Raw genomic sequence first — 20,604 nt, 5'->3', positions numbered from 1 at the left:
GCTCTGTCCCCTTCGGACCACGCCGTCCCGGGCGCCCACGCGGTCCCGGGCACCACGCGGTCCCCGGCCATGCGGCAGGATGGGCGCACCATGGCAGACACCCAGACGGACAAGATCAACGACGGTACGGGCGCGGGAGAGAGCCGCGGGATCTCCGTGCTCCACAACGGCATCGCCGTACTGCTGAGCTTCAGTGCCGAGGAGCCCCTGCTCGGAGTCACGGACATCGCCGCACGGGTCGGCCTGCACAAGAGCACGGTCTCCCGCATCCTGGCTACGCTCGAACTCGACGGTCTCGTGGAGCGGGACCCGGAGACCAGGCGCTTCCGGCTCGGGCTCGGCGTCATCGCCATGGCCGGCCCCCTCCTCGCGGACCTCGACGTACGCCGCGTCGCGCATCCGGTGCTGCGGGAGCTGAGCCGACGCACCGACGAGACCACGGCCCTGATGCTGTGGAACGGGTCCGAGGCCGTCTGCATCGAGCAGGTGCCGAGCCGCAACGAGATCAAGCACAGCACCCCCCTGGGCACCCGCTACAACACCGCGGCGAGCTCCTCGGTCCAGGTCTTCCTGGCCCAGCTGCCCACCGCCACCGCGCGGGCCCTCCTGACGGACGGATCCGTGGCCTTCGCCGGGCCGGACGACACGGCGATCGCGGCGTACCAGGCCAAGCTCGACGAGGTGCGCGAGCAGGGCTACGCCGTCAACTACGGGGAGACCTCGGTGCAGGAGGTGGGTGTGGCCGCGCCGGTCTTCGACCACCGGGGCGACGTGGCCGCCACCGTGCTCATCTCGGCGCCGCGCTTCCGGGTCTCCCCCGACCAGCTGCCGATCCTCGGCGACGCCGCCCGTGACTCCGCGGACCAGGTCACTCAGCGCCTCGGCGGACACCGCCCCGGGGCGTGAGTGGCGGCGGGGAGTCCACCCGCCCGCACACACGTATTTCGCGGCGGCAGCACGCGTATTTCGCGGGGCAGCACGCGTATGTCACGGGGCAGCACGCGTATGTCACGGGGCAGCACGCGTATGTCGCGGCCGCAGTCGGCCGTCACCGGCAACGCCCGATTCCCGTCAAGCGCGTTACGCCTGACGGGAATCGGGCCATGCCCCCGGTTCGCCCCGGGCGGCCTCCGGCTCAGCCCGCGGGCCGCGGAGCGTACTTCTCCGGCACCTCGACGCGCTCGATGTGCCGTACTTCCGTCAGGACCCCGGCCGCGTGGGCGGCGATCTCGCCGAGGGTGGCGACCCAGACGCCGTCCAGAGCGCGGACGTCGGCGATGAGGCGTTCAAGCGCGGCGGACCGCGAGGGACGGCCGGAGATGAACGGGTGGTTGGTGAGCACGAAGCAGCCGCCCTCGGCGTGCTGCGCCTCGGCCTCCAGGAGCCACATCTCGTGCACCTTCTTCGGGCTCTCGATCACACCGCTCCCGGTCCACCCCGGGTAGAACGCGTACTGCTCCCAGTCGTCGAGACTCCAGTCGACCGGTATCTCGACGAGGTCCCCGGCCGCACCGTGCCCGCCCAGTCGATAGGGGGTGTCGCCGTCGAGCAGGCTGGAGTCATAGCGGAAGCCGCGCTCGATGAGCAGGTCCGGGGTGTGCCAGTTCATCTCCCACCACGGCGCCCGGTATCCGACCGGTTGGACGCCGACCCGCTGCAGCGCCTCCAGGCCGCGGTCGAGGTACTCCGCCTCCGTCGCGGCGTCGATGCCTCGCATCGGCTCGTGGAGGTAGCCGTGGTGGGCCACCTCGTGCCCGTCGTCCACGATCGCCCGCACCACGTCGGGATACGTGTCGGCCGTGAATCCGGGGACGAAGAACGTGGCCTTCACCTCCTGGCGGCGCAGCAGCCTCAGGATCCGCGGGACACCGACGCGCGGCCCGTACGCCTGATGGGACATCAGGGACATGCGGGAGGAGGCCGAGGGGTCGTGCGCGAGGACGCACGACTCCGCGTCGACGTCGAAGGTGAAGGCGGCAGCGGCTGAACGGCCTTCAGGCCAGGGGAAGTTCATCGTCGAGCCTTTCCGGTGCAGAGGAGGTGGCGGGCCGAGGGGCGGGAGCGGAGGGCTGAGTGGCGCGGGCCGCGCGGGGTCCGAGTACGGCGTAGACACCGGCACTGGTGAGTCCGCCCGCGAGCCAGGACAGGTCGACTCCGCCGAGGGCGACGGCGCCCGGCCCCTGGAACGGCGGGATCAGGCCGTACATGAACAGCCAGGTGCCGAGGATGCCCGCGGCGAAGGCGGTGAGGCCGGCCCAGTTGATGTCGGGCAGCCGCCGGGTCCCCACGGGGTCGAAGAGCCGCTCGACCGCTATCTCGCCGCGCTCGATGCGGATGTAGTGGACGAGCATGATCCCGCCCCAGGCGGAGACCCAGGCGACCAGGCCGACCAGCCAGGTGTCGAGGATGGCGGCGAAGTCGGACTGGTAGATGAAGAAGACCACGACCACCATGGAGAGGACCCCGACGACGCTGCTCAGGGTGCGCCGGTGCACCTTGAGGTCGAGGGCCTGGGCGGCCACGGTGAAGGTGTAGATGTTGAGGATGTTGGTGGCGATCGGCCCGTGCAGGACGAGGAGGAGCACGGGTACGGCCAGTACGCCGAAGTTCTCCACGATGAGGCGGCCTGGATCCACGTCGCCGTTCTTGGTGGCGAGCGTGGCCCCGAGGACCCCCAGCCAGACGACGGGGATGAACTGGCCGAGCGTGCTGGCCAGATAGAGCTTGCGGCGGGGCACGCGGCGGCTGACGAAGCGTGAGTAGTCGGCGGCGTAGGTGAGCCAGGTGATGCCCCAGCCGATGCCGATGGCGGTCATCACCGCCGTCATCGCGGCGAACCGGTCCCCGCCGGTCAGCACGTCCCCCGCCGGTCCGGCGTACGACCAGTCGATGTCGAGGAAGAACCACGCCACCACCGACATCGCCACCAGGACCACGATGGTGGGCGGCACCGTCCAGCGCTCGAAGGCGGCTATCGCGCGGTAGCCGATCCAGGAGATGCCCACCTGGACGGCCATGATCGCGCCGGCGACCGCGATCTTCCAGATGTGGTTGGCGCCCTGCGGATCGACCAGACCGAGCCGGCCGAGCAGCGCCATGACGAGATCCAGGATGATCCAGGTGTTGACCGAGCACCAGCCGACGGCCAGGAGGGCCTGCACGGCGGCGGGCAGATAGTTGCCGCGCCGCCCGAAGGGAGCCCTCCCAAGGACCATGCCGGTGACTCCGGTCCGCTGCCCCAGGAGTACGAAGACGCCGAAGAACGCCATGCCGACGAGGTTGCCTGCGACCAGGACGATCAGTGTGTCGGCGAGCCCCAGGCCGAGATGGACGCCGAGAGCGCCGAGGACCCAGTTGATGGGAGCGATGTTCGCCCCGCACCAGATCCAGAACTGCCCGGAGACGCTGTCGGTCCTGGCGCTCTCGGGGACGGGCTGCAGTGTGCCCTCGACGTCATGGGCGGTGGACGGTTGTGGTGGAGACGAAGCTGACATCAGTTGGCTCCCAAGGAAGGTCCGGCGGCCCCGCTTGCCGAGCAATCCTGGTGGCGTGCGTCACACACAACAAGGAACGATCTGTCGCACAGATCGCGTGAAGTGATACACACATCGTCATGCGAATGACGGTGTCACGCGTGCTCGCCCACCCCAGCCTGGCCCCCGCCCGGCCGCGGATCCTGACCGGTTCCGAAGGCCTGGACCGGACCGTGCGCTGGATCCACTCCAGTGAGGTGCTTGCGATCGCGCCGCTGCTGCGCGGCGGTGAGCTGCTGTTGACGGGCGGCTCCACGCTGGCCCGCGCGGGCGAGTCCCAACAGCGTTCGTACATACAGAGCTTGTCGGATCGCGCGGTCGCGGGCGTGGCGATCGAGACCGGCGCGGAGCTGGCCGAGGTTCCGCCCGCGCTGCTCGCGGAGGCGTCCGGGCTTGGCTTCCCGGTCATCGAACTGCGCCGGGTCGTCCCCTTCGTGGAAGTGGCGGAGGTGATCAACGCGAGCCTGGTCGACGACTCCGTGGTGCGGCTCCGGTCCGCGGGTGCGCTGTCCCACGAGATGTCCGGGGTCCTCGCCGATGGCGGCGGCACCCAGGAGGTGCTCGACACTCTGGCCCGTCACGTCTCGGTCGGCGCCGCCCTCTTCGACCCCGCCGGTCGCGTCATCGCCACGAGCGGTTCCGGGGGCGTTCCGGAACCGGAGCTGCCGCACGCGCCCGTTCCGGAACCGGAGCTGCCGCACGCGCCGAGTGCCATGGAAGCGCCGCTGACCCTCCGTGGAGTGCCCACGGCCACCCTGGTCCTCTATCCCGGCGCCGAAGCCGATGTGGCGCTCCTCGAACTGGCGCAGGACCGCGCCGTCGAGGCGCTTCAGCTGGCGCTGCTGCGCACCCGGCCGCCGGGCGTGCAGGAGTTGGCCGCCGGCGAGCTGGTCCGCCTGGCCGCCGGGGAGAACGCCCGCCCCCAACGCATCCGCCGCCTCGGGGAGTCCCTGCGCTTCCCGCCGGACGGCCAGGTGATCGGGGTCGCGGTCCAGGCGGCGGGGCGGCCGACCGCCTTCCAGGGCCTGGAAGGCGTACTGGCCCGGCACGGGCGGACCGCGATCGACATGCCATCCCCGCTCGGCATCCACGCCCTGGTGTCCCTGCGCGCTCCCCGCCGCTCCGCGCGTGGCGTCCGGGCCCGGCTGATCGCGGAACTCACCGAGTGGAGTGCCGGGCGGACGGCGATCGCCGTCGGGCCGACGGTGCCCGAACTGGCGGACGCCGCGGTCTCCTTGAGGGCCGCGATGGAGTGCCTTCGGCAGCCGGGCGGCGGGTTCGCGGCCGGAGTCGTCGACGCGAGCGAGCAGAGCGTGGAGCGGCTGCTGCTCGACGACTCGTTCCGCGGCCCGGCGGAGCGACTCGTACGCGAACAGCTCGGGCCGATCCTTGCCCTGCGCGACGGTGAGCGCGAGCTCCTGCTCACCACGCTGAGCGCCTACTTCGAGACCAGCTTCAACAAGACCCGCACCGCGGCGGACCTGCATCTGCAACGGCAGTCCCTCTACGCCCGGCTGCGGCGGGCCTTCGACCTCCTCGGCGGCGACCCCACCGGAACACCGCGAGCCCTGCCGCTGCATCTGGCCCTGCGTCTGTACCGCCACGTCCTGTGACCCGGCCGCGGTGGCACCCGCAAGATCGGTGACCGGCCGGATCCAGCCGTCTCGTCCGCGATCCGGACCTCACTCCCCGACCGGCCCACCCGCCCCGTAGGCTGACCCGCGCAGCTGGTTCGCCCCGTCCGCCAGGCGGGAGGCGTCGCAAGAGGGAACCCGGTGGGAATCCGGGACTGCCCCGCAGCGGTGAGTGGGAACGACCGCCGTCACAAGCACTGGGTCCGAGGAAGTGGTCCTGGGAAGCGACGGCCAGTAGGAGTCTCGTACGACATGTGCGAGGCGCGCCCGCGAGTCCGAAGACCTGCCAACTGCCCGTGCACGTACGACGCGTGCGCGGACATCCCGGTGACCCCGAGGGCGGGTCGGCGTGCATCTCAGGCGTACGGCCGTGCCTCGTGGCGCGTGTGCGGCGCCTGGTCCCGTCACCCCTTCGCGCTCTCGTCCCGGCCACCGGGATCTCAGGGATTCATCTCGCGAAGGAGATCTCCGTGACCAGCAGGACCGCAGCCGCGACAGCACGGGCCACCGTGTACGGCTACCCCCGGCAGGGCCGGAACCGGGAGCTGAAGAAGGCCGTCGAGGGCTACTGGAAGGGCCGCGTCGACGCCGACACGCTGCGTGCGACCGCCGCCGAACTGCGCCGCTCGAACTGGCAGGAGCTGGCCGGGGCGGGCCTCACCGAAGTCCCCACCGGCGACTTCTCGTTCTACGACCACGTCCTCGACACCAGCGTCATGCTCGGCGCGATCCCCGAGCGGCACCGCGCCGCCGTGGACGCCGACCGGCTCGACGGCTACTTCGCGATGGCGCGCGGCACCCAGGACGTGGCACCCCTTGAGATGACGAAGTGGTTCGACACCAACTACCACTATCTCGTACCGGAGTTGGGCCCGAGCACGGTCTTCACGGCCGACTCGACCCGGCAGGTCGCCGAGCTCGAGGAGGCCCTCGCGCTCGGCCTCACCGCCCGCCCGGTCCTGGTCGGCCCGGTCACCTACCTGCTCCTGTCCAAGCCCGCCCCCGGCGTCGCCGCCGACTTCGACCCGCTCACGCTGCTCGACCGGCTCCTGCCGGTGTACGCGGAGGTCCTGGCCGACCTGCGCGCGGCGGGCGCCGGGTGGGTGCAGCTGGACGAGCCCGCGCTCGTGCAGGACCGCAGCCCGGCCGAGCTGAACGCCGCCGAGCGCGCCTACCGCGACCTGGGCGCCCTCACCGACCGGCCGCAGCTCCTGGTCGCCTCGTACTTCGACCGGCTCGGCGAGGCGCTGCCGGTGCTGGCCAAGGCACCCGTCGAGGGGCTCGCCCTGGACTTCACCGGCGCCGGGGCCCTGAACCTCGACGCGCTCGCGGCGGTCGGCGGGCTGCCCGGGAAGCGCCTGGTCGCGGGGGTCGTCAACGGGCGCAACATCTGGATCAACGACCTGGAGAAGTCCCTCGCGACCCTCGGCACCCTGCTCGGCCTCGCCGACCGGGTCGACGTGGCCGCCTCCTGCTCGCTCCTTCACGTGCCGCTCGACGCCGGCCTGGAGCGGGACATCGACCCGCAGGTGCTGCGCTGGCTGGCCTTCGCCAAGCAGAAGACCGCCGAGATCGTCACGCTCGCCAAGGGGCTCGCCCTCGGCACGGACACGATCGCCGCCGAACTCGCCGCCAACCGCGCCGACCTGGCCTCCCGCGCCCATTCGGCCCTGACCCACGACCCGGCGGTCCGCGACCGCGCCGCCGCCGTCAGCGAGGGCGACGCGCGCCGCTCGCAGTCGTACGCCGAGCGGGCCGTGGCGCAGCGCGCCCACCTGGGCCTGCCGCGGCTGCCGACCACCACCATCGGCTCGTTCCCGCAGACCGGCGAACTGCGCACGGCACGCGCGGACCTGCGGGCCGGGCGGATCGACACCGCCGGGTACGAGGAGCGCATCAGGTCCGAGATCCGCGAGGTCGTCTCCTTCCAGGAGAAGACCGGCATCGACGTCCTCGTGCACGGCGAGCCCGAACGCAACGACATGGTCCAGTACTTCGCCGAGCAGCTCTCCGGCTACCTCGCCACGCGGCACGGCTGGGTGCAGTCGTACGGCACGCGCTACGTCCGGCCGCCGGTCCTGGCCGGGGACATCTCCCGCCCCGAGCCGATGACGGTGCGCTGGACGTCGTACGCGCAGTCCCTGTCGGACCGCCCCGTCAAGGGCATGCTGACCGGTCCGGTCACGATGCTCGCCTGGTCCTTCGTGCGCGACGACCAGCCCCTCGCCGACACCGCCCGGCAGGTGGCGCTCGCCCTGCGCGACGAGGTCGACGACCTTGAGGCGCAGGGCACTTCGGTGATCCAGGTGGACGAGCCCGCGCTGCGTGAGACGCTTCCGCTGCGCGCCGCCGACCACCCCGCGTACCTCGCCTGGGCGACGCAGGCGTTCCGCCTCAGCACCAGCGGCGTACGGCCCGACACGCAGATCCACACGCACATGTGCTACGCGGAGTTCGGGGACATCGTCCAGGCCATCGACGACCTCGACGCGGACGTCATCAGCCTGGAGGCCGCCCGCTCCCACATGCAGGTGGCCCGCGAGCTCGCCGCCCACGGCTACCCGCGCGAGGCCGGGCCCGGTGTGTACGACATCCACTCGCCGCGCGTACCGAGCGCGAAGGAGGCGGCGGCCCTGCTGCGCAAGGGACTTGAGGCCATCCCGGCCGAGCGTCTCTGGGTCAACCCGGACTGCGGCCTGAAGACCCGCGGCTGGCCCGAGACGCGCGCGTCCCTGGAGAACCTGGTCGCGGCCGCGCGCACGGTCCGGGCCGAGCTCGGGTCGTCCGCGTCCTGACGCAGGGCGTGCCGGGTCGGGGCGCCGCGTGCGCCCCGCCCCGGCACGCCGTACCGCCGATGGGACCCGGTCGGCCATAACCAGCCGTCCCCCGGCAGCCCCTCTGGTCCCATCGGCCCGAGCCGACCTACGCTGACCGCGCAGTCGGTTCGCGCGCACCGGGAGGTGCCGTGCCGTAAGAGGGAACCCGGTGCGCGTCCGGGACTGTCCCGCAACGGTGAGTGGGAAACGGCCCGCCCTGTCACGGCGGCCGCGCCCACGAGTCCGAAGACCTGCCCACTGTGCGCGTACGGCTGCCGTGCGCGCTGTTCACGGTGACCTCGAGGACAGGGTGTGCTGGGTGAAGAGGAACGCCGGGCCTGCGCCGCAGCAGCGCGCAGCTCCCGCTCTCCGCCCGTCGCCGCACACGTACTCCGGCGTCTGCCACGGCACTCTGGGCGAGCTCTACCAAGGGCCGCTGTGTCCGGGGCCCGACCCGGACATCGCGCTCGTCTCGTTTCCCGTCGACCGGCACTCGTACGTGCACTACACCCTCGGGGACGACCTGCCCCGAGGGGCCCTGCCCGGACGGAAGTCTCAGACGGCCGCGCGGCTCTTCCTCGACCGCTCCGGGCTCCGGCTGCCACCGGGAGGCTGGAGCACCCACTCCGAACTGCCGGTCGGCGTGGGCATGGCCAGCTCCACCGCCGATGTCGTGGCCACGCTGCGCTGCCTGTTCCGGGTCTTCGCGCTGCCGTACGACCCGGACGCGGTCCTCGGCATCCTCTCCGCGATCGAGCGGGCGGACAGCGTGTTCCTCGACGAGTTCGCGCTGCACCTCAGCGGGAGGCATCGCGTCCTGCGCCGCCTCGGCACCGACGTCGGCTTCCACACCGCGTACGTCACTGAGGCCGACACCGTGGACACGGCCGCCGTGACACCGCTGCTGCTCCCCCACTACCGGCGCCGGGCCCAGGAGTACGAGCGGTGCCTGACCGACCTCCTCAAGGGTTTCTCGGTGGGGGACGCGGGGGCGGTGGCGCGGGCCGCGACGACCAGTGCCGTGCTCTCCCAGGAGGTGCTGCCCAAGCAGACCTTCGCCGAAGTCCTCGCCCACCGCGAGGAGTTCGGCGCCGACGGGGTGTTCGTCGCCCACACCGGCTCCCTCGTCGGCTATCTCTTCACCCGCCGCCCCGCCCCCGGACTGAAGGGTGAACTGTCCGCGTTCTTCCACTCGCTCGGCCACCAGTGCTCTTTCGCCCGAGGCGGCCATGGGTGATCCACCCGCATATCGCCGACGCCCTGAAGTCCCCCGACCTGGTCCGGCAGGCGGGCTTCGACCGGGTGCAGGTCTTCGGGGGAGTGAGCGCCCTCGGGAGGGGCGCACGCCGCTGTGACCTGCGCCCTTTCACTCCGTGCCGCGACAACCGTAGGATCGGCCGGTCATACCGCGACGGGAATCAGGAAGCCGGTGCGAATCCGGCACGGTCCCGCCACTGTGACCGAGGAGTGCGCCCCTCTCGACGTTCGAGATGCCACCGTGCGACGCGCGGGAAGGCCGGGGACGCGTGCTGATCCGGGAGTCAGGACACTGGCCTGTCGCGGGCCCGTTGTGAGGAGCGCGGACTCCCAGGAGGCTTCACGTGTACGACGGCATGCCCCGTCCCGGTTCCACCCTTCCCTTGCGCGTCCCCTCGCGCGTCCCCTTGTCGCGGCGCCGCACCCTGCGCGGCGCCGCCCTCGCGACCGCACTGGCGGCCGTCCTGCTGTCGGGCTGCGGTGCGCAGCAGGAATCCACTTCCCGCGACGACTCGGGGGGCGCCGCCGAGGGCTTCCCCATCACCGTCGACAACTGCGGTACGAAGACGACGTACCGGAAACCCCCGGCCCGCGCGGTCACCATCCACCAGCACCCGGCGGAGCTGATGCTGGCCCTCGGCCTGAAGGACCGCATGGTCGGCACCGCCTTCCCCGACTCGGCCGTACTGCCCGAATTCCGCGAGGACTTCAAGGCGATCCCCGAACTGGCGAAGAAGGAGCCGTCCTTCGAGACCGTCCTGGAGGCCGAGCCGGACTTCGTGTACGGCGGGTACGCCAGCGCCTTCGCGGAGAACGAGGGCCGCTCGCGCAAAGCCTTCGCGGACGCCGGTATCGACACGTATCTGAACCGCGAGTACTGCGGCAAGAAGCAGGTGTCGATGAAGGACGCCTACGACGAGATCAACACCATCGGCAGGATCTTCGGCGTCGAGGACCGCGCCGAACGGCTCGTCGAGGACCTCAGGTCCCGTGTCGACAAGACCGCGGCGGCCGTGAAGGACGAGCGCGAGGTGTCGGTGTTCGTGTACGACAGCGGCGACAAGTCCGCGTTCACGGCGGGCGGCAAGAGCCTGGGAACGGAGATCATCCGGCTCGCGGGCGGCCGGAACGTCTTCTCGGACCTGGACGAGGTCTTCGGCGACGCCTCCTGGGAGCAGGTCGTGGACCGCAAGCCCGAGGTCATCGCGATCTACGACTACGCGGGCGCGGGGAACGTGGAGCGGAAGAAGAAGTTCCTGCTCTCCCAGCCCGCCCTCGCGGACGTCCCGGCCATCAAGAACAAGCGCTTCGTGGTGCTGCCGCTGACCGCGACCATGCTCGGGGTCCGGCCGCCGTACGCGGTGGAGGACCTGGCGCGCGGACTGCACCCCGAGAGCTTCCGGTGACGGCGACCGCCGCCTCCCCGGCCACAACGAGGCAGACTTCCAAGGTCTCCGGTGAACGGCCGTGCTCGGGCCGGTCGTTCGCGCTGACGCTGTCGGTCCTCGCGGTACTGCTCGTGGTCTCCGCCACCGCGGCGGTGGCGATCGGCTCGGTGCGGGTGCCGCCCGGTCAGGTGTGGGGCATCGTCACGCACGCGGTCGGCCTCGACTGGGCGGACCCGGTGTGGTCGCGGGCGCGCGAGACGATCGTGCTCGACGTCCGGGCGCCGCGCGTGCTCCTCGGCGCGGTGACGGGCGCGGGCCTCGCCGTGGTCGGTACGGCCATGCAGGCCCTGGTCCGCAACCCGCTCGCGGAGCCCTACCTGTTGGGCGTCTCCTCGGGGGCGTCCCTCGGGGCCGTCGTGGTGATCGTGTTCGGCGTGACCCTGTTCGGACCGGTGTCCCTGCCCCTGTCGGCGTTCCTCGGGGCGCTCGCGACGCTGCTGCTCGTCTACGCGACGGCGCGCGCGGGCGGACGCGTGACCTCCGTACGGCTCGTGCTGTCCGGAGTGGCGATCGCGGCCGTGCTCACCGCCCTCATGAACGTGCTGCTGCTGATCTCGGAGCGGGGCAACGAGGCCCGTGCCGTGCTCGCCTGGACGCTGGGCGGGCTCGGCGGCGTGAACTGGGGCACGCTGTGGCTCCCGGCGGTCGCGCTCGCCCTGGGCATCGGCGTACTCCTCTTCCAGGCACGGTCGTTGAACCTGCTGCTCGCGGGCGAGGAGGCGGCCACGACGATGGGGCTCGACGTGGCCCGGTTCCGCGCCCGGATGTTCGTACTGCTGTCCCTGGTCACCGGCGTGCTCGTGGCGGCGGCCGGGCCGATCGGCTTCGTCGGCCTGATCCTGCCGCACCTCGTGCGGCTCTTCGTCGGCGGCGACCACCGCAGGGTGCTGCCGACCGCCGCGCTCGCCGGGGCGGTGTTCCTCATCTGGGCGGACGTGGCCGCCCGTACCGTCGCCGCGCCCATGGAGATCCCCGTCGGCGTGCTGACCGCGCTGTGCGGCGGGCCGTTCTTTCTGTGGCTGATGCGCCGCGAGGCCCGCCGGAGCACCGAGGAGGGAGTGGCATGACCGTCTCTTCGAGCGACCTCACCGTCGACGGTGTGACGCTCAGCGCGGGCGCCCGCCGGCTCGTCCAGGACATCTCGCTGACCGCACGGCCCGGCGAGGTGGTCGGCCTGGTCGGCCCCAACGGCAGCGGCAAGTCCAGTCTGCTGCGCGCCGTCTACCGGGTGCTGCGGCCCGACTCCGGCACGGTGCGGGTGGACGGGGACGACGCCTGGTCGCTGCCGGTGCGGCGGCTCGCCCGGACGGTGGCCGCGGTCGTCCAGGACGGCGCGGCCGACTTCGACCTGGCGGTGCGGGAGGTCGTCGCCATGGGCCGCACCCCGCACAAACGCCTCCTCGACGGCGACACCGCCGAGGACACCCGAATCGTGGAGTCCTGCCTCGCCTCGGTGGACGCCGCCGACCTCGCCGACCGGCCCTTCGACCGGCTATCGGGCGGCGAACGCCAACGCGTCCTCGTCGCACGCGCGTTGGCGCAGCGGCCGTCGCTGCTCGTCCTTGACGAACCGACCAACCACCTGGACATCCGGCACCAGTTGCAGGTACTCGGCATCCTGCGCGCCCTGCCCGCGACGGTTCTGGTCGCCCTGCACGACCTGAACCTGGCGGCGTACTACTGCGACCGGCTGTACGTCCTGTCGGAGGGCCTGGTCACGGCGTCCGGTCCCCCGGGGGAGGTGCTCACGCCGCGGCTCCTGAGTGAGGTGTACGGCGTGGAGGGGGAGGTCACGCCGCACCCGCGTACGGGGGCGCCTCAGGTGGTGTTTCTGCCTGAGGAGCGGGTTCCTGCCGGTTCTGCGTGAGCGTGCGGGTCCGTCGTGGGGGGGTCTTCTCCCCTCCCCGCCCCTTCCCGGCTGTGTCGATATGCGGCTGGCGCCGCGTGGCCTGCGGTCGGCCACGGGGACTCCGCCCCCGGACCCCGCTCCTCAAACGCCGGAGGGGCTGAATTTAATCGTGCGGCTCGGCCCGGCCAGTCGTTCGCTGCGCCGCGCGGGGCGAAGGAGCCGCACCAACAGCAGGACCAGGCCCTCTACCTGGTCGCAGTCGTCAACTACCGGCCGCCGCCTCCCCGAGCGGCCCGTCGTCCGGCAGGCAGGTCCAGGGGCGGAGCTGTTCCAGGGCCTTGCCGATGCGGAATACCGTCGCGTCGTCGTAGGTGTGGCCGACGATCTGCAGGCCCGTCGGCAGGCCCCAACTGGAGTGGCCGCTGGGGACGTTGAGGACGGGGCAGCGGTTGTTGATGTTGAAGGGGATGGTCATCGCCGCCCACAGCGGCTCGCCGTGGTCCTCGCCGTCGACCACCAGGCGTCCCAGGAGGTCGTCCCCGGCGGGCAGGCCCGGGACCGCGGTCGTCGGGCAGATGAGCGCGTCGAAGGGCCCCATCGCCTCGGCGAGTTCGCGCTGCATCCGCGTCTCGACGCGCAGTCCGTCGACGTACGAGAAGCGCGCACGGGCTTCGGCCATGTTGTCCGCGAAGGCCGCCGCGTAGGCGGACATACGGTCGCGGTGCTTCGCCTCGATCTCGGAGACGACGGCGCCGAAGATGGTGGAGAAGTGCGCCGCGAGGCTGATGAGGATGTCCTCCTTGGTCCACGGGAGTTCGATCTCCTCCACCTTCGCGCCCGCGTCGGTGAGGGCCCGGGCGACCGCCCGGGTGTTGGCCTCCACCTCCGGGTGGACCTCGTACGCACCGAGGTCCACGCACAGCGCGATCCGCAGGCCCGCGACCGAGTCGTACGTGGTCGGCAGGACGAGCTTCGGGCGCAGCGACACATGGTCGCGCGGGTCGGGCCCGGCGAGGACGTTGGCGAAGGTGACGCAGTCGTCGACGGTCCGCGCCATCGGGCCGTCGCCCCGGTAGTGGTCGGCGGAGAGCGGCGCGACGCCGGGGATCCGGCCGTACGGGGCCTTGTAGCCGACGGTGCCGGTGAACGCGGCGGGGATGCGGGTGGAGCCGCCGATGTCGGAGGCGGACGCGAGCAGCGTCGTACCGGCCGCGAGGGAGGCGCCCGCGCCGCCGGAGGAGCCGCCGGGGGTGAACTTCGGGTTCCACGGATTGCGGGTGACCCCCCACAGGCGGCTGTGCGTGAAGGTGGCGACGGAGAACTCGGGGGTGGCGGTACGGGCGTGGATGATGCCGCCGGCGTCCAGGACGCGGTCGATCACGGGGGCGTTCTCGGTCGCGGTGTTGCCGACGTTGACGAGGGAGCCCTCGGTGAGGGAACGCCCGGCGATGGCGTGCTTCTCCTTGGTGGCGACGGGGATGCCTTCCAGCGGACGCGGCGTCAGGCCGCCCTTGCCGAGGAAGCGGTCCTCGGCGTGCCGGGCCTGTGCGAGCGCCTCGTCGAAGAGCTGCTCGGTGAAGGCGTTGACGACCGGCTCGGTCCGCTCCGTGCGCGCGATGACCGCGCGCATCAGCTCCACCGGGGACAACTCCCGGGCCTCGAAGAGCCGTCGCGCCTCGGTGGCGCTGAGATAGCCGAGCTCGGTGCGGGAGTCGTACGCGTTCATGCGGAAGCCTTTCCGGACGGGAGTCGGACGGATCCGGTCGGGTGGTCCTCGGGGCACAGCCACGGGGTGGCTGCCGTGAGCAGGGACGTCACACCGGTCCGGAGGGTGGGTTCGGGTACGGGGGCGAAGTGCGGGGAGTGGTTGACGGGGATCGTGTCGGGCAGTCCGTCCGTCAGCATGGCCTCGGGGTCGAGGTCCTGGAAGAGGGCGGGGTCGGCGCCGCCGAAGTGCCAGAAGACCGAGGGAACGCCGAGGGCCGTCCCGAAGGCGCCGAAGTCCTCGCTGCCGGTGAGGGGCTGGGGCAGGGTGAACACCCGATCCGCACCGAGGACTTGGGCGAGCGCGGACAGGACGGTGCCGGTGGCCTGCTCGTCGTTGACGGTGACGGGGAAGGAGTTGATCTCGGCGATCTCGGGTTCCCGGGGTGCGCCGGAGGCGGCCGCCTCGGCGCGGACGATGCGGGCGATGGCCGCCAGGACCCGGTCCCGTACGGCGGGTGTCGTGGAGCGGATGTTGATCCGCAGCTCGGCGGTGTCGGGGATGACGTTCTCCTTCGTGCCCGTGTGCAGCGAGCCGACGGTCACCACCGCGGTCTGTGCCGCCCCCACCTCCCGGGAGACGACCGTCTGCAGCCGCATGACGACGGCGGCGGCCATGACGACCGGGTCGACGGTGCTCTCGGGGGCGGACCCGTGCCCTCCGCGCCCGAAGAGGCGGACCCGCAGGCCGTCGGAGGCGGCCATCACCGGTCCGGGGCGGGTACCGGCGAAGCCGACGGGCGCCGGGAACACATGCTGGCCGAGGCAGACGTCGGGGCGCGGGAACCGTTCCGGGAAACCGTCCTCGATCATCGCCAGGGCCCCGCCGCCGACCTCCTCGGCGGGCTGGAACACGGCGACGACCGTGCCCTGCCATTCCGCACGGGCGGCGGCGAGTTGGGCGGTCGCGCCGAGGAGACAGGTGACGTGCATGTCGTGGCCGCAGGCGTGCATCACGGGTACGTCGTTGCCCTCGCCGTCGACCCCGGTCTCCCGGGAGGCGTACGGCAGTTGGGTCCGCTCCTCCACCGGGAGCCCGTCCATGTCGGCGCGGAGCAGGACCACCGGGCCCGCCCCGTTGGCCAGGACGCCGACGACACCCGTGCCGCCGACCCCCTCGGTGACCTCCCAGCCCTGTTCCCGGAGCCGGTCGGCGACCACCTCGGCCGTGCGGAACTCCTGGAAGGACAGCTCGGGGTGGGCGTGCAGGTCCTCGTACAGGGCGAGCAGTCCGGGCAGCCGGTCCTCGAAACCGGCCAGCAGGCGCGTGACGGAGTCAGCGGTCATGTAGTGCTCCTCTGCGGGCGCGGGCAGTTCGGACGCACAGGTGCCAGTCCGGGGGGGACGGCGTCCTGCGAGGTCGGCAGGGCCATCGCGGTGGCGGTGGCCCCGCCCTACGATCCGGTCTGTGACCGGAACCGAGGAAGAATTGCAGGAAAGCATCTCGCGAGCACCAGCCACGCCGGATTCCCGCGGCACCGGCACGGACGGGTGCTTCGCCGAACTGGACCTGGCGCTCGTCGACGCCCTGCAGGCCGCTCCGCGGGCGCCGTGGTCCCGGATCGGACGCGCACTGGGCGTGGACGCGACCACGGCGTCCCGCCGCTGGGAACGGCTCCGCGCGAACGGCCTGGCGTGGGTCACCGCGTACGGGTCGGCGAAGTCGACGACGGTCGCCTACGTCGAGGTGAGGTGCCGGCCGCGGGCGGTCGAGTCGGTCGGGGCCGCCCTGGCCGAGATGCCCTGGGTCTTCAGCGTCGACGAGGTCGCGGGCGACTTCGACCTCCTGGCGTCGGTCGCCGCCGCCGACCTGCCCTCCCTCGGACGCTCCGTGCACGGTCTGATCGGCGATCTGGACGGGGTGCGGTCCACCCGCACGCGGCTCGGCATCACGCTCTACGGCGAGGGCGGCGACTGGCGGGTGCGGGCCATGGAGCCCGCCGGGCGCGCGGAACTGTCCGCTCCGCGCACCGCACGGCCGACCGTGTACAGCGCCCGTCTGCACCGCGGGCCCACACCGGAGGACGAGGCCCTGGTGGCGGCCCTCGGCGTCGACGGGCGCCTCGGCTACACCGAGCTCGGCGCGGCGGCCGGCCTGAGCGAGCACACCGCCCGGCGCCGCCTCCAGCGGATGGTCCGGGACGGCGACATCACGTTCCGCTGCGATCTGGCCCACCCTCTGGCGGGGCTCTCGACGGTGGTGCTCTACCGCACGGCGGTCCCCCACACCCACCTCGAAGCCACGGGCAACGCGCTGGCCAGGATGAGCGAGGTCCGCCTCGCCGTCTCCGTCAGCGGCTCCGACAACCTCCTGGTGATGGTCTGGCTGCGCGGCCTGCACGCCATCGACCCCTTCGAGGCACAGCTCGCGGACCGCTTCCCGAACCTGCTGGTCAGGGACCGCACAGTGTTCCTCCGCTCCCGCAAACGCATGGGCCAGCTCCTCGACACCTCCGGCCGTACGAGGGGGCAGGTGCCGTTCGGCCTGCCTCGGGTGTGAGGCGGACAGCCCCGGTCGGACGCGGTCATGGGATGCAGTCATGGTGCCTGTGGCGCGATCCTGGAAACCGGGGCGCCGAGAACCTCCCGGACGGATCCGCCCTACGGCAGCGGGGGCGTCCCCCGCCGAACCGGGCCGTCCGGCACTGAGCGCTGGAGGATCACCATGTCGCACACCACTGATTGGACGGCCCGCGTCCACCTGGTCGAGGAGGACCTCACGACCAAGGTCAGCGTCGACCTCGACACCGGCGGCGGCCGCCTCACCGGCCACGGCACCGCCCGCCGGAACCCCTCGGACGACGACGTACCCGAGATCGGCGACGACCTGGCCGCGGCCCGGGCCCTGGAGGACCTGGCGCAACAGCTCAAGCGCACCGCGTACCACGACATGGCGGCGGCGGGCACGTCACGCGAGCAGATGGCCGACAGGCCCTATGTCGGCTGGCCGGATGCATCGGAGGGCTAGTGGACACCCGGCAGTCCGGCCTTGCAGCGACGCGTAGACGGGTTGTCGTCACCGGTGAGGTGCAGGGGGTGTTCTTCCGGGACACCTGCCGTCGCACGGCGCTGCAGTACCGGGTGGCGGGCTGGGTGCGGAATCTGCCGGACGGCTCGGTGGAGGCCGTGTTCGAGGGCGAGCCGCACCATGTCGCGCTCCTGGTCGAGTGGGCTGGACAGGGCCCGCCCGCCGCGGCTGTGCGGCAGGTGTCCGTGGTGGACGAGGAGGCGGAGGGCCTGGAGGGCTTCGAGGTCCGCTCGACGCCGTACTGAGGCCTGCCCCGCCTCCCCCCTCGCTGAGGCCTCCGCGCCGTACTGAGGCCTGCCCCGCCTCCCCCCTCGCTGAGGCCTCCGCGCCGTGCTGAGGCCTGCCCCGCCTCCCCCGCACTGAGGTCTCCGGTCCCCTGTCCCGGCCCCGGTGGCACCCTGGGAGCGTGGACAAGCCGCAGCCCCGCCCCCGGGACCGGGCCGGAGTCCTCCTCGCCTTCCCCGCCGAGCTCCGGCTGTTCCTGCCCGCCCGTCACCGCGGCGAGGGGCCGGTCCGGGCGGGGGTCGACGGGACCTCGTCGCTCGGGCATGTCGTGGAGGCGCTGGGGGTGCCGTTGACGGAGGTCGGCGCGCTGCGCGCGGAGGGCCGCGGGGTCGGACCCGCGTACCGGCCGCGCCCCGGCGACCACGTGGAGGTGCGGTCCGTACGGCGGCCGCAGTGGCCGCGGCCGGAGCCGCCGAGGTTCGTCCTCGATGTCCATCTGGGCGCCCTTGCCCGGCAGTTGCGGCTGCTCGGCGTGGACACCGCGTACCGCAACGACCTCGATGACGCCGCGCTGGTCACGCAGGCGAACGCGGAGCGCCGGGTGCTCCTCACCCGGGACCGCGGGCTGCTGCGCCGCAGGTCCCTGTGGCTGGGGGCGTACGTGCGCGGCGCCGACCCGGACCGTCAACTCGCCGACGTCCTCGACCGGTTCGAGCCCGCGCTCGCCCCGTGGACCCGCTGCACGGTGTGCAACGCGACCCCGCTGACGGAGGTGCGGAAGAGCGACGTGGCGCCGTTGCTCGCGCCCGGCACCCGCCGTACGCACGACTCCTTCACGCGCTGCCCCGGGTGCGGGCGCGTGTACTGGCGGGGCGCGCACAGCCGCAGACTCGAACGGATCGTCGCGACCGCACGGCAGCGGACCGCGGAGCGGGCCAGTTGACGCGGGCAAGAAGATCCGGATGGAGCGGAGAGGCGATCTACGCGGGGGCGCCCGTCACGCGGACATTCCCTCAGGCGTACGCGAACCCTGCTCGGTGCGGTGGGCTGAGGAGCAGCCGGGGCCGTGGCGCGGCGGCGTCGGCCCGCTGATGCGATGGCGCTGGTGAGCACGCCCGCGAGCAGCCCCCAGAACGCGGATCCGATGCCGAGGAGCGTCACGCCGGAGGCCGTGGCGAGGAAGGTGACGACCGCCGCCTCCCTGGACGCCGGGTCCGACAGGGCACTGGCCAGGGACGCCTCGATCGTGGCGAGCAGGCCGATCCCGGCGACGGCCAGGACGAGTGCGTGCGGCATCGCGGTCAGCAGGGAGGCGACGGTCGCGCCGAGCAGGCCGACGCACAGGTAGAAGGCACCGGCCCACACGGCCGCGAGATAGCGTCGCCGCCGGTCGGGGTGGGCCTCGTCGCCGGTGCAGATCGCGGCGGTGATCGCCGCCAGGTTGAGGCCGAACGCCCCGAACGGCGCGAGGACGGTCTGCGCGGTCCCCGTCCACGTCAGGACGGGCGAGACGGGCACGTCGTACCCGGAGGCGCGCAGCACGGCGACTCCCGGGAGGTTCTGCGAGGCCATGGTGACGACGAACAGCGGCACACCGACGCTGACGAGCACCTTCCAGTCGAACGCGGGCGCCGTGAACACCGGCTGCGCGAGCGACAGTTGGACGCGCTCCAGATGCCAGCCGCCGGTGAGGACGGAGGCGACGACTCCGCCGCCGAGCGCGAGAAGGACCGCGTAGCGGGGCAGCAGCCGGCGCGCGAGCAGGTACAGCACGAACACCGGGAACGCGATCGCGAAACTGCCGCCCATCTGGGAGAAGAGCCCCGTCCCGAATTCAAGGAGCACACCGCCGAGCAGCGCCGACGCCAGCGGTACGGGGATCCGGTCCATGATCCGCGCGAACCATCCCGTCAGACCGCTCACCACGGTCAGCACGCCGCTGAACACGAACGCGCCCACGGCCTTCTCCATGGAGACCCCGGTCAGGCTCGTGGCGAGGAGCGCGGCTCCCGGCGTCGACCAGGAGGTGAGGACCGGCGCCTTGTAGCGCAGCGACAGACCCGCGCTGGTCACGGCGATCCCCACGCCGAGCGCCAGCATCCACGACGAGATCTCCCGTGTGTCCGCCCCCGCGGCCCGCGCCGCGGTGAAGACGATCGCCGCGGCACTGGTCACGCCGACGGTGACGGCGATGAGCGCCGCCGTCACGGCCGAGGGAGGTGCGGTGGCGCGTATGCGGGCGAGCGCGGACATGCGGGGTCACTTCCGGAGAGGGGCGGGAGCAGGGGTGGGTTCGACTCACAGGCGTTCCACGAACGGAACGTTCTGTTTGTGGAACACTAAGGACGCCGGTGGCGAAACGTCAAAGCACGCGGGGACGGACGGAATCCGAGATGGGACTGAACGACGAGGTCGGGCGCAGGCTGAAGCAGCTGCGGCAGGCCGACGGCCTGTCCCTGTCGGAGCTGGCACGCCGCTCGGGCGTCGGCAAGGGCACGCTCTCCGAGCTGGAGACGGGCCGGCGCAACCCCACCCTCGAAACGCTCTACGCCCTGACGACCGCGCTCGGCCGCCCGCTCAGCGCCGTCCTCGACGACCCCTCCCCCGGCATCGCGGCAAGCACGGGCGGAGTCTCGGGCAGTGCCGTCACGGCGGTCCTCCTGGAGCGGTACGAGGACGAGAGCGCGGCCACCGACGTCTTCCGCATCACCATCGCCGAGGGCGCGCCCCAGGAGTCGGCCGCGCACGCCCCGCACGCGACGGAGAGCCTGATGGTGCTCTCCGGAACGGCGGTCGTCGGCCTGCCCGACGCCCCGCAGACAGCCGGCCCCGGCGGCCACGCACACTGGCCTGCCGACACCCCGCACGTCTACGGCGCACCGGACGGCGAGGTCCAGGGCGTGCTCTTCGTCCGGTACCCCAAGCGCCCGACTTCGTCCGATTAAGCCCCTCTCACCACCATTGCCCATTTACGTAAATTACCGCCCTCGATGCGAGCAGTTCGCATAAATTACACCAGCTAATACACAAGGGCGCCGAATTACGCCGCG

General features: G+C 72.3%; 16 protein-coding genes, 1 pseudogene and 3 riboswitches. Of the genes and pseudogenes, 12 read left to right on the top strand and 5 right to left on the bottom strand.

Annotated elements, in window-relative coordinates:
- The first annotated feature begins 90 nt into the window (after positions 1-90).
- On the top strand, positions 91-906 hold the full coding sequence (locus RCO28_RS21110; protein ID WP_308942739.1) for an IclR family transcriptional regulator: 816 nt from the start codon (positions 91-93) through the stop codon (positions 904-906).
- A gap of 229 nt (positions 907-1,135) precedes the next feature.
- Here the strand turns inward: RCO28_RS21110 and RCO28_RS21105 are convergent, their stop codons facing one another.
- Both RCO28_RS21105 and RCO28_RS21100 read right to left on the bottom strand, forming a co-directional pair.
- Positions 1,136-2,014: a polysaccharide deacetylase gene (locus RCO28_RS21105; protein ID WP_308942738.1), complete on the bottom strand. Its 879-nt coding sequence runs from the start codon at positions 2,012-2,014 to the stop codon at positions 1,136-1,138.
- On the bottom strand, positions 1,995-3,494 hold the full coding sequence (locus tag RCO28_RS21100) for a cytosine permease (RefSeq protein ID WP_308942737.1): 1,500 nt from the start codon (positions 3,492-3,494) through the stop codon (positions 1,995-1,997). The genes RCO28_RS21105 and RCO28_RS21100 overlap by 20 nt, the downstream gene beginning before the upstream one ends.
- 125 nt (positions 3,495-3,619) lie before the next feature.
- Between RCO28_RS21100 and RCO28_RS21095 the strand changes: the two genes are divergently transcribed.
- From RCO28_RS21095 to RCO28_RS21070, 6 genes are all read left to right on the top strand, one after another.
- Positions 3,620-5,146, top strand: coding sequence for a PucR family transcriptional regulator ligand-binding domain-containing protein (locus RCO28_RS21095; RefSeq protein WP_308942736.1), 1,527 nt, complete (start codon positions 3,620-3,622; stop codon positions 5,144-5,146).
- 98 nt (positions 5,147-5,244) lie between these two features.
- Positions 5,245-5,473: riboswitch (cobalamin riboswitch) on the top strand.
- 164 nt (positions 5,474-5,637) lie between these two features.
- On the top strand, positions 5,638-7,962 hold the full coding sequence (metE, locus tag RCO28_RS21090; protein ID WP_308942735.1) for a 5-methyltetrahydropteroyltriglutamate--homocysteine S-methyltransferase: 2,325 nt from the start codon (positions 5,638-5,640) through the stop codon (positions 7,960-7,962).
- A 128-nt stretch (positions 7,963-8,090) separates the two neighbouring features.
- Positions 8,091-8,257: riboswitch (cobalamin riboswitch) on the top strand.
- Positions 8,258-8,302: 45 nt separating this feature from the next.
- Positions 8,303-9,220: a hypothetical protein gene (locus RCO28_RS21085; protein ID WP_308942734.1), complete on the top strand. Its 918-nt coding sequence runs from the start codon at positions 8,303-8,305 to the stop codon at positions 9,218-9,220.
- Between the two features lie 144 nt (positions 9,221-9,364).
- Positions 9,365-9,556, top strand: a riboswitch (cobalamin riboswitch).
- Positions 9,557-9,584: 28 nt separating this feature from the next.
- The gene (locus RCO28_RS21080; RefSeq protein WP_374991209.1) at positions 9,585-10,646 is read left to right on the top strand and encodes an ABC transporter substrate-binding protein; all 1,062 of its coding nucleotides are present in this window, start codon (positions 9,585-9,587) and stop codon (positions 10,644-10,646) included.
- On the top strand, positions 10,643-11,755 hold the full coding sequence (locus RCO28_RS21075) for an iron ABC transporter permease (protein WP_308942733.1): 1,113 nt from the start codon (positions 10,643-10,645) through the stop codon (positions 11,753-11,755). Before RCO28_RS21080 ends, RCO28_RS21075 begins: the two co-directional genes overlap by 4 nt.
- Entirely contained in the window at positions 11,752-12,555 is an 804-nt protein-coding gene (locus tag RCO28_RS21070; protein WP_308942732.1) for an ABC transporter ATP-binding protein, read from the top strand. Before RCO28_RS21075 ends, RCO28_RS21070 begins: the two co-directional genes overlap by 4 nt.
- 244 nt (positions 12,556-12,799) lie before the next feature.
- Here the strand turns inward: RCO28_RS21070 and RCO28_RS21065 are convergent, their stop codons facing one another.
- Together RCO28_RS21065 and RCO28_RS21060 are read right to left on the bottom strand one after the other, a co-directional pair.
- Positions 12,800-14,263, bottom strand: a complete 1,464-nt coding sequence (locus RCO28_RS21065; RefSeq protein ID WP_308942731.1) for an amidase — start codon at positions 14,261-14,263, stop codon at positions 12,800-12,802.
- Complete coding sequence (locus tag RCO28_RS21060) at positions 14,260-15,588, bottom strand: amidohydrolase (RefSeq protein ID WP_308942730.1); 1,329 nt, start codon at positions 15,586-15,588, stop codon at positions 14,260-14,262. Before RCO28_RS21060 ends, RCO28_RS21065 begins: the two co-directional genes overlap by 4 nt.
- 121 nt (positions 15,589-15,709) lie before the next feature.
- Here RCO28_RS21060 and RCO28_RS21055 point away from each other — a divergent pair, with 121 nt between their 5' ends.
- From RCO28_RS21055 to RCO28_RS21040, 4 genes are all read left to right on the top strand, one after another.
- Positions 15,710-16,801, top strand: coding sequence for an Lrp/AsnC family transcriptional regulator (locus RCO28_RS21055; RefSeq protein WP_308942729.1), 1,092 nt, complete (start codon positions 15,710-15,712; stop codon positions 16,799-16,801).
- 165 nt (positions 16,802-16,966) lie between these two features.
- The gene (locus RCO28_RS21050; RefSeq protein WP_308942728.1) at positions 16,967-17,269 is read left to right on the top strand and encodes a dsRBD fold-containing protein; all 303 of its coding nucleotides are present in this window, start codon (positions 16,967-16,969) and stop codon (positions 17,267-17,269) included.
- A complete protein-coding gene (locus RCO28_RS21045; protein ID WP_308942727.1) occupies positions 17,269-17,574 on the top strand; it encodes an acylphosphatase in 306 nt (101 codons plus the stop codon). The genes RCO28_RS21050 and RCO28_RS21045 overlap by 1 nt, the downstream gene beginning before the upstream one ends.
- A gap of 161 nt (positions 17,575-17,735) precedes the next feature.
- A complete protein-coding gene (locus tag RCO28_RS21040) occupies positions 17,736-18,497 on the top strand; it encodes a Mut7-C RNAse domain-containing protein (protein ID WP_308942726.1) in 762 nt (253 codons plus the stop codon).
- Positions 18,498-18,664: 167 nt separating this feature from the next.
- Here the strand turns inward: RCO28_RS21040 and RCO28_RS21035 are convergent.
- Positions 18,665-19,807: pseudogene (locus tag RCO28_RS21035) on the bottom strand (benzoate/H(+) symporter BenE family transporter); the annotation flags it as partial.
- Between the two features lie 140 nt (positions 19,808-19,947).
- Here RCO28_RS21035 and RCO28_RS21030 point away from each other — a divergent pair.
- Entirely contained in the window at positions 19,948-20,499 is a 552-nt protein-coding gene (locus tag RCO28_RS21030) for an XRE family transcriptional regulator (protein ID WP_308942725.1), read from the top strand.
- The last annotated feature ends 105 nt before the right edge of the window (positions 20,500-20,604 follow it).

This window comes from Streptomyces sp. LHD-70 (assembly GCF_031157275.1).
Taxonomy (GTDB): domain Bacteria; phylum Actinomycetota; class Actinomycetes; order Streptomycetales; family Streptomycetaceae; genus Streptomyces.
Note: the sequence above shows the minus strand (reverse complement) of the source record. Positions and strands in the feature narration are given on the sequence as shown.